The 14,020-nt window shown below is 35.0% G+C and carries 15 protein-coding genes; 6 read left to right on the top strand and 9 right to left on the bottom strand.

The annotated features are described in order from the left end of the window. Positions 1-345: 345 nt before the first annotated feature. Positions 346-1,050 carry a hypothetical protein gene (locus BMW29_RS10885; RefSeq protein WP_092653288.1) on the top strand — a complete coding sequence of 235 codons (705 nt, stop codon included), beginning with the start codon at positions 346-348 and terminating at the stop codon, positions 1,048-1,050. A gap of 463 nt (positions 1,051-1,513) precedes the next feature. Here the strand turns inward: BMW29_RS10885 and BMW29_RS10890 are convergent, their stop codons facing one another. The 3 genes from BMW29_RS10890 to BMW29_RS10900 form a co-directional block, all read right to left on the bottom strand. Further along, positions 1,514-2,005 (bottom strand): YehS family protein, encoded by a 492-nt coding sequence (locus BMW29_RS10890; RefSeq protein WP_092653290.1) that lies wholly within the window; start codon positions 2,003-2,005, stop codon positions 1,514-1,516. Between the two features lie 24 nt (positions 2,006-2,029). After that, positions 2,030-2,794, bottom strand: coding sequence for a nucleotidyltransferase domain-containing protein (locus BMW29_RS10895; RefSeq protein ID WP_092653292.1), 765 nt, complete (start codon positions 2,792-2,794; stop codon positions 2,030-2,032). A gap of 206 nt (positions 2,795-3,000) precedes the next feature. Beyond that, on the bottom strand, positions 3,001-3,846 hold the full coding sequence (locus BMW29_RS10900; protein WP_092653294.1) for a YwqG family protein: 846 nt from the start codon (positions 3,844-3,846) through the stop codon (positions 3,001-3,003). 302 nt (positions 3,847-4,148) lie between these two features. Between BMW29_RS10900 and BMW29_RS10905 the strand changes: the two genes are divergently transcribed. Continuing rightward, entirely contained in the window at positions 4,149-4,598 is a 450-nt protein-coding gene (locus BMW29_RS10905) for a MarR family winged helix-turn-helix transcriptional regulator (protein ID WP_177165754.1), read from the top strand. Further along, complete coding sequence (locus BMW29_RS10910; RefSeq protein WP_092653298.1) at positions 4,588-5,994, top strand: DHA2 family efflux MFS transporter permease subunit; 1,407 nt, start codon at positions 4,588-4,590, stop codon at positions 5,992-5,994. The genes BMW29_RS10905 and BMW29_RS10910 overlap by 11 nt, the downstream gene beginning before the upstream one ends. Before the next feature lie 54 nt (positions 5,995-6,048). On the opposite strand, the gene BMW29_RS10915 is transcribed toward BMW29_RS10910, so the two are convergent. The 6 genes from BMW29_RS10915 to BMW29_RS13995 all read right to left on the bottom strand — a co-directional run bounded on the left by BMW29_RS10915 (position 6,049) and on the right by BMW29_RS13995 (position 9,998). Next, entirely contained in the window at positions 6,049-6,993 is a 945-nt protein-coding gene (locus BMW29_RS10915; protein WP_092653300.1) for an alpha/beta fold hydrolase, read from the bottom strand. 6 nt (positions 6,994-6,999) lie between these two features. Further along, positions 7,000-7,704, bottom strand: coding sequence for an ABC transporter permease (locus tag BMW29_RS10920; RefSeq protein WP_092653302.1), 705 nt, complete (start codon positions 7,702-7,704; stop codon positions 7,000-7,002). Continuing rightward, the gene (locus tag BMW29_RS10925; protein WP_092653304.1) at positions 7,704-8,429 is read right to left on the bottom strand and encodes an ABC transporter ATP-binding protein; all 726 of its coding nucleotides are present in this window, start codon (positions 8,427-8,429) and stop codon (positions 7,704-7,706) included. The genes BMW29_RS10920 and BMW29_RS10925 overlap by 1 nt, the downstream gene beginning before the upstream one ends. 75 nt (positions 8,430-8,504) lie before the next feature. After that, entirely contained in the window at positions 8,505-9,143 is a 639-nt protein-coding gene (locus BMW29_RS10930) for a TetR/AcrR family transcriptional regulator (RefSeq protein ID WP_177165755.1), read from the bottom strand. Positions 9,144-9,184: 41 nt separating this feature from the next. Then, the gene (locus BMW29_RS10935; RefSeq protein ID WP_092653308.1) at positions 9,185-9,760 is read right to left on the bottom strand and encodes a GNAT family N-acetyltransferase; all 576 of its coding nucleotides are present in this window, start codon (positions 9,758-9,760) and stop codon (positions 9,185-9,187) included. Between the two features lie 91 nt (positions 9,761-9,851). After that, positions 9,852-9,998, bottom strand: coding sequence for a hypothetical protein (locus BMW29_RS13995; RefSeq protein ID WP_177165756.1), 147 nt, complete (start codon positions 9,996-9,998; stop codon positions 9,852-9,854). A 225-nt stretch (positions 9,999-10,223) separates the two neighbouring features. Here BMW29_RS13995 and BMW29_RS10940 point away from each other — a divergent pair, with 225 nt between their 5' ends. The 3 genes from BMW29_RS10940 to BMW29_RS10950 are packed head-to-tail and all read left to right on the top strand — an operon-like array spanning position 10,224 to position 13,971. Continuing rightward, a complete protein-coding gene (locus BMW29_RS10940) occupies positions 10,224-10,610 on the top strand; it encodes a YbaN family protein (protein WP_092653310.1) in 387 nt (128 codons plus the stop codon). Continuing rightward, entirely contained in the window at positions 10,607-12,325 is a 1,719-nt protein-coding gene (locus BMW29_RS10945) for an ABC transporter ATP-binding protein/permease (RefSeq protein WP_092653312.1), read from the top strand. Before BMW29_RS10940 ends, BMW29_RS10945 begins: the two co-directional genes overlap by 4 nt. Beyond that, a complete protein-coding gene (locus tag BMW29_RS10950) occupies positions 12,322-13,971 on the top strand; it encodes an amino acid ABC transporter ATP-binding/permease protein (protein WP_092653314.1) in 1,650 nt (549 codons plus the stop codon). The genes BMW29_RS10945 and BMW29_RS10950 overlap by 4 nt, the downstream gene beginning before the upstream one ends. Positions 13,972-14,020: the final 49 nt, after the last annotated feature.

Raw genomic sequence — 14,020 nt, forward strand, 5'->3', positions numbered from 1 at the left:
AATATCAATACCAAGATAGAGCATAGAAACACCTTCTAAGGGTAAAATTTTGGATTGATTGCCACTCGTCTGAAAAGCGTCACTACCTTGTTCTAGATACGGAGTAAGGCATTAATACCTTCAACATCTAACTCATTCGCAAACAGCCAATCAGAGAGAGGTGCCAGTCTTTCGAGAACGAGTTCAAAGACTCAAGGAATGAACGGCACAACCTCTCAATCCAATAGTTATATTATCTCAGATGAACTGAGTTAATACCAAATGAAAATTACAATGGTTCATAAGGTTCTCCAATTATAATCGGAAGATAAAAACCTTAAATATAATATACAAGGAATGAAGATGATGAATTTTTTTAACCTTTCAAATGCCACAGAATCTCAAAAAGAAAATTTTTATTCACAATTTGATAATATTTGGCAGAAGAAACACTTCGTTAAAACCATCAACTACAAAGTGAATCCAAATTTTGACATTTCAATTGATTACTACCACTACACTGAACAAAAAACAGCGAATTTTTGGCGTTCTATAGATTGCCAGCAAATCACACTATTTAAAAATAAAAAGAAAATCTATCTCTATAAAAATTATGATGGATTCATAAAATTCTCTCTTATCACAACACCCCAAGCAAATCTGATATTTGGTACAAGTGATTTGTCTGCTTATTTTTTATTTGATTTAAATAGTGAAAAAGGCTATGAGTACTTAGCAAAATCTGTGATTGATGGTGAAGGTATCCCCATTGATTATTGGAAAATTGATGAAATCGTTTATAACGAATCTAACAAACTACTGTTTATTAATGGTAAGGATACAATGAATTGTGCAACTACTTCTATTGTTAATCTCAGCATGTTGTACCAGCTACCCTACCCAGTTTATGACATTCCTACTTATGTTCATCAACAATATAATGAGTATGCTTGTACAGCCATTCGTTGGGAAAATAATACAACTCTACAGCTTGAAATTGGAGAAGAAAATCAGTTAACAACAGCATTATCAATTTCAGAAATCATCAACCACTGTGATAGGTATTCATAAAAGAAACACACAAAACCACTGAGCCACATTAGCTTCCATCGTTAGATATTTCAAGTATTTTTACATTACTAGCTAATAGACAACTACTTCTTTGGAAATTACCTCTCTTTGACAATTTTATTTCGCCATGATATGATGATGGAGAAGAGAAGAATTTAATGCGATAAACACCAAAACACTCAGAAGGCTTTTTCTGAGTGTTTTTTTGGCGTGTCGCCTTCATTATTCCTTGCGGTTGTTCAAATAGTATTCGAACAATGCAATGATGGTGCCAGAAATCAAAGCAACCGCAAACGGAGCAAGAAAAGAATTTAGCACGATAAACACCTCCCCTCTGTCGCAGAGGGATCAGGCGACACTTTATCTTAGCATCTTTTCATTGTGAATTATAGACGATTTCTCTTTATTTTGTTGAGGATATTTTCACGAATTTTCCAATATCATGCGTACTTACATTGTTTGATTAATCACGATAACGCAATGCTAACCCTTTAAGGAAATTCCTGGCATAACGGTCACCGCATTCTTTAAAGTTGCGATGCCCTTCTTTCCTTAACACCGCACTTAATTCACTATTTGAAATCCGGACACCTGCTGAATCTAGAATCTCCAGCATATCTTCACTTGTTAATGTCAACGCAATCTTCATTTTTTTCAATAATACGTTGTTCATATATTTGATTTCACCAGTTGGTTGTGGTTCTTTATCTGATTTACCACGTTGCGAGATAATCAAGCCATTGAGAAAGGTATCCAGTGTTTCATTATCGCAATCTCTTACATAAATATTTGGTGTATGAGTTTCTTTACGTGCATTTTCTACTTTTTTTGCCAGCATTTCTTTCACTTCTGGTTTGGTCATTTCTTTTCCTGCCATTTTGAAAACCTCTACCATATCTGCATCAGTTAGGCTTAAAGCATATCTTAATCGGACTAATCTATCATTATTATTCACAAGTTTCCCCCATTTTTTAGTGCCCTACTCAGCTATATATTTTCTGAATAGGCTATCTAATTCTTTGATTTCAATTTTTTCATTTTGCGCAACGGATGCTGCATACTGTTCATAGTGTGCAATTTTTTCTTCTATAAAATGATTTAATACACCATTTTTAGGTGCTAAATCTAGCTCTTCACTTGCTAACTTTTTATCTAATAATACTTGAATTTCTTGTAAAACAAGTGCGGGTATATCATTCTCTGTTAATAAATCCTGAAATAAAATAGGTGGATTCTTTTGGTATTTTTCAATAGACATACAAGCCAGTATTGGACGTAAGACATAAAAATATTTTTTCATCTTCACATTTTCTTTTTGTAGATATTCTCTAAAATTACCTTTTGCCATGCTTAAATAGTGATAAACCAAGTGCTTTAATGAAATATGCTGTGCAACAAGCTCCCGCATTTCAACCTCTAACGTATTTGAGGCCTTGTAAACAATTGGCGAATGCAACCATTCTATTAAGGAAGGATTACTTTTTTGTAGCAATTGTAACGCTTTTCTTAAGTCCCAGCCATTAATATCTAGCAGATCATTAATAGGGTATTCTATCACATCTCTTTGATCAAATACGGATAAATACCATTCTTGCGGGTGGGTATAGATAAAACGAACATCATAATCACTATCTTTTGAAGGAAATCCCCAAGCGCGACTACCTGATTCAACAGCATACCATATTTTAACCTGTTGCGCTTTTTCGATGCGCGCAATTTCTTTTTGTATTTCTGCTTTTTCCATTCATAATCACCTCTTTTTTGCTTTGTTATTAACACTTACCTAGCATTTAGTAGATTGAATCCTCTTAAAAGTATAAACTGAGTCACTTATTTTTATATTATCGCATATCTGGTTAATTTGACAATCATTCATCCAAAATAATAGAAACGACAAAAAAGATTAAATACAAATTTTGTACTTAATCTTTTTACCCATAAGGCTGATCATCAATAGCATTGTAAAATAAGCCAACTATCATCAAATTGTTTGTTTTTAAGATTTTCTTCTGTTATCCAAAGATAGAGCTTTCCACTATCCCCCCAGAACATCCCTAACTCTTCATTACTATCAATTTGTAATAACAATGTCCAATTGGTGATATTTTTTTCAAGTTTTTCTCTTTCAGGACTATTATAGCCACTACTATCCCCACAATATAGCCCATTTGTTACCAGTTCACATTCTAATTCCATACCATCTTGTATATTGTTTGAATGACCTAAAACTTTATTTTCTACATCATCCATTACTTCTTCTTTCAATCGCCAATAGTCATCATATCCGTCTGCTGACAATGATTGTTTACTCACTAAACTACTTGTATAATCCGGTAACTCCATTTGTGTATAAAAAGAAAGTTTCGCTACCTCAAAAAGACTATCTTCTGCTAGATTTTTTCTTTCTAATGTGTCTAAACTTCCTTCATAAAAAAATATTTTTCTTCCAACAACATCCTTAGGATCATATCCCCACGACATCGCATCTTCACTACAATCATAAAACAAATAAAGGATCCCTTTTTCAGGTAATTTATCTGCTGTATCAAAGGGCTTTAGTTCTGCAAAATTCAGTTGTGCAATAAACGCCATTGGATTTTTTGTTTCTTCATTGTTAAACCAGTCTACATCTTTAGGTAAATCAGGTAAGCCACCAATTTTTGAGGCACCTATTTCTATATTGTTTTCTTCAACTTCCATCATTTCTATATGTATTGCATTTTTTGCATGAGATTTTATTTTGTCAAAATAACTGCCCAACTCATAATCTTGATATAACTTTTTTAATTTTTCCATTTAGATTCCTCCTTTTTTTATGCTAAAAATCGTTAAATCTATGCTATTTATAAACAATCTATCTTCTATTATTCTACCATTTTTCTCTATTCATTTGAACAAAAAAAGAAATCTTTCAAACTAGGCTCAATCTGTATCATGTCTCTAAAGGTTAAAACCCCTAAGAGGAAAAAGTCTTTTATTTTTTTTAAACGAGCAAAATATTAGCATCTTGCCCAGTTTTTTATTGACAAATTACCTCCTTTACCTATAAAATAGTTCTTACACGAACAATTCGCATAAGAACTATGAAGGAGAAAATCATGGAAAACCAACTCATCCGCGATATTTTAATAACCTCAAGAGAGTTTAGAAAGCTGACCCAGCATTTTTTAGAAATCCAAGCCTCAAAATGGAACATCACAACAACGCAGCTTCTTGTTGCAACCATTCTAAAAAAGAATCCCACTTTAACATTAAATGAGCTAGCTGATAGCCTTAATTTAAGTAAAAGTACAACTTCAGGTGTGGTCGACCGCATGGTAAAGGGCGGTTATTTGAGTCGTAAACAAGATGAAAATAACAAAAGATTTGTGCAAGTTACCCTCACACCATCAGGAGAATTCATTGCCAATCATGTCTATAACAACTATTTAGACGGCCTCACACCTATTTTAAATATCTCCAAAGAAGAACTAGAGCAGATGCTGGAAACCCAGCGCAAAATGATTACGTTATTAAAGGAAAGAAAGAAGGAATTGGATGATCTCTAATCATCAGCGAACAAAAGTTTTATTTATTTTATTATTTGGGACATTTTTAACGGCCTTAAATCAAACCGTTATGACCGTAGCTTTACCAACAATTATGAGGGATTTCCATATTACAGCTGGACAGGGACAATGGCTTTCCAATGGTTATATGCTAGTCAACGGCATTATGATCCCCGCTACAGCTTTTTTAATTGAACGCTTTAAAACCAGACACCTCTATATGTTTGCCATGTTTGTCTTTACAGCAGGTACAATTGTTGCAGGCCTTGCACCAAATTATACCTTTTTAATCGCAGGACGCATGATTCAAGCTATTGGCGCGGGAATTATTGCACCACTATTAACTGTGGTTGTGTTAAACCTTTTTCCACCAAATAGACGCGGGATTGCCATGGGTTATATTGGCTTAGCCATGAACTTTGCACCAGCGATTGCGCCGACATTATCTGGTTGGATTGTGCAACAATATAATTGGCGCTATTTATTCTACATTGTTTTTCCTCTTGCCATTATTAACCTGATTGCTGCTTATTTCATTTTACAAAACGTCGGGAAGCAGACTTTCCCTAAATTTAATGTATTAGGAATTATTCTTTCAACTATCGGATTAGGCTCGCTATTACTTGGCTTCAGTAACGCTGGAGATACAAACTGGATGAGCTTTAATGTTCTTGGTTATATTTTAATCGGTACAATTGTCACAGCCTTATTCATTTTCCAACAGCTTAGAAGTCATACCCCACTGCTCAACTTTTCTGTTTTTAAATTCCATAGCTTTAGTTTAGCTGTGATTATTAATTTCTTTGTGATGATGGGGCTATATGGCGGTATGCTATTACTACCAATCTTCTTACAAAATGTTAAAGGCATTTCTCCACTGATTTCAGGCTTAGTGATGTTACCTGGTGCCTTATTAATGGCAATTCTATCTCCAATTGTTGGTGGTCTATTTGACCGAATGGGCGCCAAAATCTTAAGCTGTACCGGCTTAATCGTGGTGGCTTTTGGGACCTTCCTATTTAGCCTAGTTGATGCCAATACAAGCATCCTCTATGTTTGCTTAGTCCAAACCTTGCGTTCTGTCGGATTGGCTTTTGTGATGATGCCACTACAAACAGAAGCGTTAAATGTCTTACCATTAAAATTAGCTGCACACGGATCTGCGATGTATAATACCATCAGACAAATTGCTGGTTCTATTGGAACAGCTGTCTTAATTACAGTTATGAGTCGGACTGCGATTAGTTATTCTCATACAGCGATTGCAACGGATGCTGGTACCATTCATGGGATAAAAGTAGCTTACCTCGTTTCAGCTATTTTACTTTTAGTAGGTGCATTTTTAACATTACGATTGAAAAAAGTAAAAGAAACCGTTATAGCAGAAAATCATTAATCATCAAAGAGCACTAAGAAAAATCATGATTTTTCTTAGTGCTCTTCTCTATTATCAAACTAATTTCATAAACTGTTTCTTTCCTTCCAAGTGGGGTGAATGTGCTGCATTTGGAAAAATGACGAGCTGCTTATCAGATGACTTGATGTGATGAAAAAAATCCGTCACAGTCTCTTTGGAAACCTGTAAATCCTTCTCACCATGAATCAAATAGATAGGAATATCAAAATCCAATGTTCCCTCATACAAATTGGCTTTCAGCAAAGCCGGAAACAGCATACGACCAGAATAAAGCAAACCTCTCAAATAATTCATTTTTTCACCTAAAGTATAGCCTTTAAAACGAAATAAGCGCTTCAAAAATTTAAATTTAACTTGCGAATTAAAAAATACACCGCCATGATACCTTTCTACCAGCCTACTTTTCACTTTTCCAATATAATCTTGTGATGGAAAACTACTTTTCTCTTTCATCGCTGTTAGCTGCTTCAACACTTTTACATTTTGTTCTGCTGCTGCCAACTGATATAATTCCTGATAAAGTGCTTCTTCTGATAGACACACATCCACGACTTGACTAATCCCATAATAAGCAGAAAATTCAACTTGACCAGCTTGAAGCACCTTCATCCCAATATAACTCCCATAAGAATGTCCCATTAAAATCATTTGGTCCATTTGATATTTTTCTTTTAAATAGGTAGCTACTGTTGCTACTTGTTCAACTAGCAAAGCTTCCGTCACTTCTTTTGTGGTAAATGATAAACCTGAGCCAAGAAAATCTAGATAGCAAATCGCATATTTTTCATCCAAAAATCCATCTAACAATTCATTTTCAAAAATAGAAAACTCAGGACTACCTGGCCCTCCATGTAAAAATAAAATAATTTGTTCTGCTTGCGGATTCTCAACAAAAAACCAACCACTTTGATAAGCACCAAACCTTACCTTTTCTTTTACCACTTTCTTTCCTCTGATTTCTAACACTTCATTTACCATATTTTGCTACACCTCCAATGCGTTAATTTTATTCCCTTGAAAATAAACAACAACTACTGCGATACAACAAACAGCAACAACACTTATGAGAGAAACCATTAAGTTATCTAGCACAAACATATTTGATAAAACGGCTGCAAAAACAATCGCACTACTCACAGTAACTGCAATTGAACGTTTATATAAACCGATGGCCATTGAAAAAATACCAACCATTGCCGCTAAAACTGAAATGATCAACAAGCTCACTGCTAATTTTAAAACTAAACTACTATCAAATGTATCAGGAACGATTGAAAAAAGTGATTCGCTAAAATGGAATAGAATAAAGGTCAATCCAGTTCCTACAATTGTTAAAAGAATACTGACAACCATACCAACAATCGTTTTCACTAAAAAGAGATGCTTTCTATTTACTGGATAAGAAAATAACAGATACGTTTTTTCAGTTGTATACTCTTCTACAATCAAACGGCTATTAACAATTGAAGAGACTACCGAGAAAATACACAGCGCCAGAAGTGTCCCCATTTGATAAATAAATTGATACGTGCCAATCTCAGAATTATTTTTCACCTCTTCTGGCTTTGCAAGAGAAACACCAGCAAAGAAATACATAAATACAAGCAATAAAACCATACAGATAGGTAACATCTTCAAACAACCACGTACATTCACTTTTTTTATTTCACCTTTAATTATATTCATCATTATTTTACATCCTCCATTAGATAGATTAATTTTTCTCTTAACTGTTCACCATAAGTTGCTTTAAGCTGTGTCAAAGCTTCATCCACCACAATATTTCCACCATTTAGCAATAAGACTTTATCCGATATTTCTAAGGTCTGATGAAGCAAATGACTGGAAATAATAAAGCTCATTCCTGCTTTTTGTGCAAGCTCTTTAATTAATACACCAATATCGTCTATACCTTTTGGGTCAAGTCCGTTAAATGGTTCATCTAGAATAACAAACTTCGGTTGATGAACGATTGCGCGTGCAATGGCTAATCGTTGCTTCATGCCTAATGAATACTCTTTTAAGCGCATATCCTTTTTGGCTAATAATCCAACTTGATCTAAAACTTCCTTTACTTCACTTTCGGTTTTCTTAACCCCCATATATGTAAGATGCAGCGCTAAATTTTCTTGACCAGATAGGTGTTCATAATATTTGGGATTTTCAATTGAAAAACCTAGCTGACTTAGCGAAGCTGGAAAAGCCTCTTCAATAGCGCGCCCCAAGAACTGAATGTCTCCCGAATTTTTTTTATTCAACCCTGCAATCATTTTTAATAATGTTGTTTTTCCTGAACCATTTTTCCCCAGTAAGGTGCAGACAGTTCCTACACCAATTGAAAAACTCGCTTTTTTAATTACCTCTGTTTGTGTATAATTCTTTGATACATTCATTACCTTTAATATATTTTCCATTTTTCTCTCCTTTTCTCTAAATAGACTAACGGTCTATTTAACTGTTATTAAAAAGTATTAAATCAATAATACTTTTTAACGACTCTTTATTTTTTGATAAAAATACTGTAACTCATTTAGAAGCTGGTCATCTAGCAATGCCATCCCTTGGGAAGCAAAAACTTTTTGATAAAAAGATAGTTTCTTTTGAAATTTATCAGCTTCGATAAAATAGACTTGAAGTCCCAACCAAATACTAAAAAATTCAACAATTAATTCTGAAAGCTCATTAGGAAAATCAGATTGGATAGAACCATCTTCGATTCCTATGTTTACCAATATCTCAATATTGGGCACTTGATATTTCATATTCATTAAATAAATTTCTCCAAAGATTTTTGGCTCAGTAAACAAAGATTTTGCTGAACACATAAGCTCAATTTTTCGTTCATTTTTCAAAGTCAGTTCTAATAACTTTTGAATTTTGGCTAACCCTGATAAGCTGTCATCGTTCATCACTTGTGTGAAATCTTGTGCTGTTGTATCAATGTTTGACATAATCTTTTCGAAAATTTCTTTCTTTGATTTGAAATGATAATAGATAACGCCTTTACTTAGCCCTTGATTCACAATATCTTGCATTGTTGTATGATCGTAGCCTTTTTCAAAAAATAATTTTTGTGAAACTTCTAAGATTTTTTCGATGGTCTTTTCTGGATATTTATTTCTAACCATAACTTCCCTCCTAACGTATTTCATTCAAACAAACCGCCGGTCTATTTGAATGATAACATGCATTTTTTAAATGTACAACCTTTTTTTGTCTCTTTCCATTCATCCCTTAAAATAGAATAGTTCTCTAAATTTTGAAATTTTCCAAATCTAAATATTTCATTGCGCAAAGATCCTTCATGTTGAAATCCAAGTTTTTCATAAAGCTTGATTGCTTTTTTATTAAATGAAAACACTTGAAGTTTAATCTTTTCCATTGGTAAATAGTAGAAAATAAAATCAATCACAAGCTTGATACTCTCAAAACCAATCCCAAGATTTTGGTAGTTTTCAGAAATTGATAGACCAATCTCACAATTTAAGTTTTGTAAATCAACATGATAGATTGAAATGTTTCCAACTATTTGATTATTTTCCTTTAAATAAATACCAAACACTCGCTCTGGATCTTCTGTATGTATAAATTTTAGCAGAGATTCTTTTGTTCTAGGGTAAGGTACTTCATCATCACCTAAAATAATGAGCGAAGATTGATTTTCTATCTCTAGCAATGCATCTACATCGTTTTCGCTGATTGATTTTAATATAATTTTGTCTCCTGTTAAATAAGGATATTTCATTGTATTCACTCCTAGCTGTCTAATTTTATAAGCTTACCGTTTTTTGTATTATCTTTAAAGGAACTGCAATTTCTTAAAGACTCTCTTATACTCATGATAGGTACTTTGAACCAGCTTCATAAACAATATAACCATTCATTTCTACACCTTGCTTCTCCAAGCCTTCCACTGGTAACGTGACACTTTCACTACTTTTACCTTTTCTAATGCTTCTTTTTATTTTTTTCGTTATGCCCACCTCAACAGTCACTCTAATTGTCCATTATCATATCATTCTTTAACGGTGATGTGAATCTTTTATTTCATTGATTTAATCATAGCAAAATCACAATTCCTCACTGAGAATCATTATCATTATTTTGATTTTCTGTTATACTAAGTAAAGTGCTTTTTAAGGCATTTTATTTCAATTATTCATATAAACTCACGATAAAATAGATTATCTCTAAAGGAGGCATACACTTTGAAAAAATATCTCTATATTGGTTTAGGCTTTCTAAGCTTTGGGCTTGGCACAATTGGCTTATTTTTACCGATTTTACCAACAACACCTCTCTATCTTTTAACTGCTTTCCTTTGGCTTCGCAGCTCTGAAACGTTACATCAAAAATTTATTCAATCTGACAAATATAAAAAATATGTGGGGGATCCTTTGGTGAAGAAAAAAATGACAAATAAAGGCATGGTCAAAATGTTCGTAATGATGCTGATTGTCTTCGCTATTCCAGGTATCTTAGTCGATAATACCATAATGCGTATCAGCTTAGTTGTGGTTTATCTGGCGCATTTAATTTTCCTCACCTGGTATTTACGTCGCAAGGATAAGGTGAAGGTTGGTGAAGCTGAATGATTGATAAACGCTTGTTTCAATTAGTAGATAAAAAACCATTGTTTCAATTGGTCGCTTTACGTCTCGTTCATTTACTGCTCTCAATGAGTACTTGGCTATGCTTTGCATTTGGCATTGCACAGTTAATCGAAAAACAGCAGTTATCTCAACCAGTATTATTAGGTGCTAGCATTATCCTTTTGTTAGCAGGCAAAACCGTTCTTCATTATTTAATGGAAAAACGAGTCTATGACTCTTCTGCTCAGTTACGTTTAAATATGCGTGAAAAGGTTATGGCGAAAGCTTTCCGACTAGGGGATACAAATGGTCAGTTACCTGCTTCTACGCTATCACAGCTCGCAATTGACGGGATTGAACAGCTAGAGATTTATTATGCACGCTTTTTACCGCAATTATTTTATTGTGTATTTGCTTCATTGATTATTTTCTGTACCCTAGTCTTTTTCGCTTGGCAACCAGCAGTGATTTTATTAATTGGGATTCCGTTGATTCCAGTGACCATTATGTTGGTCATGAAAATTGCGAAGAAGATTTTACATCATTATTGGGGGAAATATACCAATTTAGGCGCAAGTTTCTATGAAAATCTACAAGGCTTTCGAGTGTTAAAGGCGTTTAACTTTGATGGTATAAAAGAAGCTGAAATGGTGCAAGAGGCAGAAGGTTTCCGGAAGATTACCATGCGCTTACTCTCTATGCAATTAAATTCGATTACAATTATGGATTTAATCTCTTATGGTGGCGCAGGCTTAGGTATCGGCTTCGCATTGAAGGCTTTTATTCAAGGTCAAACAAGCTTGATGGGCATGCTCCTCTTTATTTTACTCAGCGCAGAGGTTTTCATCCCAATGCGTCAGCTAGGCTCGCTGTTTCATGTGGCAATGAATGGCATTAGTGCTTGTGGTCGCTTATTTGATTATTTAGAAATTCCTGAAGTGACCTATGGTACGCAGCACTTAACTGAAACTTTAACGACCATTTCAAGCGAAAATCTTTCTTATGGTTATGAGGAAGTAGATACTGCGCTAGCAGACATTGAACTGACTTTGAAAAAGGGTCAATTTACTGCTTTTGTTGGAAAATCAGGTAGTGGAAAAAGTACATTAGCTAAAATCTTAGTGGGGCGCTTTTTAGATTACCAAGGAAACTTACAATGGAACCAAACTGATATTCATGCCTTTAGCCGAGATACTTTGCGTAACAAAGGTGTCTTAGTAGATAGTCATGCTTATTTATACCCAACTACGATTAAAGAAAATTTGCTCTTAGCAGATGCCACTGCATCAGATGAACGATTAGCGTCAGTCTTAACTCAAGCTGGATTATTGGATGAAATAATGGCTATGCAAAATCAAATGCAGACGCTGCTTGAGGAAAATGCAAGCAACTTATCTGGTGGTCAACGTCAGCGATTAATCGTTGCCCAAGCCTTGCTTAAAAATGCTGATTTTTACGTTTTTGATGAAATTACTTCTGGTGTGGATCAAAAGAGTGAAGAACAATTACTAGCAACGGTTCATGCATTGAGTAAGGAAAAAATTGTGCTGTTTGTTTCACATCGATTATATAATACTTTAGATGCAGATCAGGTTTATGTCCTTGAAAGCAGTAAGATTGTCGCTCATGGTACACCACAGCAACTATTAGAAAAAGAAGGCTTTTTCAAGGAATATTTCCACTCAGAAAATGAACTTTTAAGGGGGCAAAGCAGATGAATAAATGGCGTTTATTAACCTGGTTACTCGGCTTTGTGAAGCCTTTAAAGGGCAAAATGGTCGTTGCAATTTTACTAGGAATTGTGAGCAATCTTGCAATTGTTGCGATTCCAGTGATTGGGTTCCAGCAGGTTATCTTGTACCTAAATGGGGGAACGATTCAGGTTGGACCAGTCATTTTCTTATTAGTTGGTTTGGGCATTTTACGTGGAATTGCGCGATATGGGGAGCAATATTGTAATCATGATATTGCCTTTCGTTTGTTAGCCTTACTGCGTCAAAAAATGTTTCACCAACTGCGTTTATTAGGTCCTGCTAAGCTAGCTGGGGTAAAAAGTGGAGATTTTATTACCACGATCACATCAGACGTTGAAGCACTAGAAGTCTTTTTTGCTCATAGTGTATCACCATTCTTTATTTTCCTAGGTACAACTCTTGCTACAGTTGGCTTTCTAGCAACACAGGCTTGGCAATTAGCTCTTGTTTTAGTCCTTGCTTTATTGATTGTTGGGCTGCTGATTCCTTTAATGAGTTATAGACGCTATGAACAAGTCGCTGCAGTTCATCAGCAACAATTTGTTGCCTTAAATCAGCAGGCGATGGAAAGTATCACAAGTCTTAGTAATATCGAGCAGTTTCATTTGGGAGAGGCAAAATTACAAGAGATGCACCAAACAGGTGAGGCATTAAACCGCTCCTATGGCCAAAAATTACGTCAAGGAACCCAGCTTTTAGTGAGTAATGAAATGCTGCTGACACTGACCGCACTCTTGATTTTTCTAATCGGGTCTCTGTTTCAGGTAAATGGAGAATTGATTGGGCTAGGCGTGATTTTATCCCTTAGTGCGTTTGGTCCTGCTTTTGCTTTGTCTGGGCTTGGGAACGCACTGTTAACAACCTTTGCAAGTGGTGAACGAATTTATCAGTTATTTCAGGAAGAACCACAGGTTCTTTTTCCGACACAGTCGGAAAAAGAAGTGTCTACGCTTGAGCAAGTAACTTTTGAGCAGGTAGATTTTACTTATCCAGATAGCGATAAAACGATTCTTAGCAACATCGATTTATTAATTCCTCAGGGAAAAACAATAGGCATTAGCGGGCCATCTGGGATTGGAAAAAGTACGTTGATTAAGCTTTGTATGCGTTACTGGGATCCGAAAAGTGGGAAGATTATGCTAAATCAGAAGGAGCTAAAGCGTTTCTCCGAGGAATCTATTCATCGCTTAGAAGGATTTTTTGAGCAGACAACGTTTTTATTCGAGGATACAGTTGAAAATAATATTCGGATTGGTAAGGAAAAGGCTTCTATGGAAGAGATTCAGCAGGCAGCTAAGAAGGTAGCAATTCATCCATGGATTGAAAGTTTGCCAGAAGGTTATCAGTCTAAAATTGGTGGCTTAGAACGTCAGGTTTCTGATGGGGAGCGGCAACGGATTGGTTTAGCTCGCTTATTCTTACAGAATGCCCCTTTACTTTTACTTGATGAACCAACAAGTAATTTGGACTTTTTAAATGAATTGGCCATCTTGGAAAGTTTTAAAGTCTTACAGGATAAAGCAATTCTTGTTGTTTCCCATCGCGAGACCACTTTGAGTATTGCAGATGAGTCGTTTGAGCTGGTTGAAGGAAAGTTAAACAAAATATAGGTAGCGTAAAACCACATGGTCCTAATTTATAGGCCATGTGGTTTTTTTA

Source organism: Isobaculum melis (assembly GCF_900111355.1).
Classification (GTDB): Bacteria; Bacillota; Bacilli; order Lactobacillales; family Carnobacteriaceae; genus Isobaculum; species Isobaculum melis.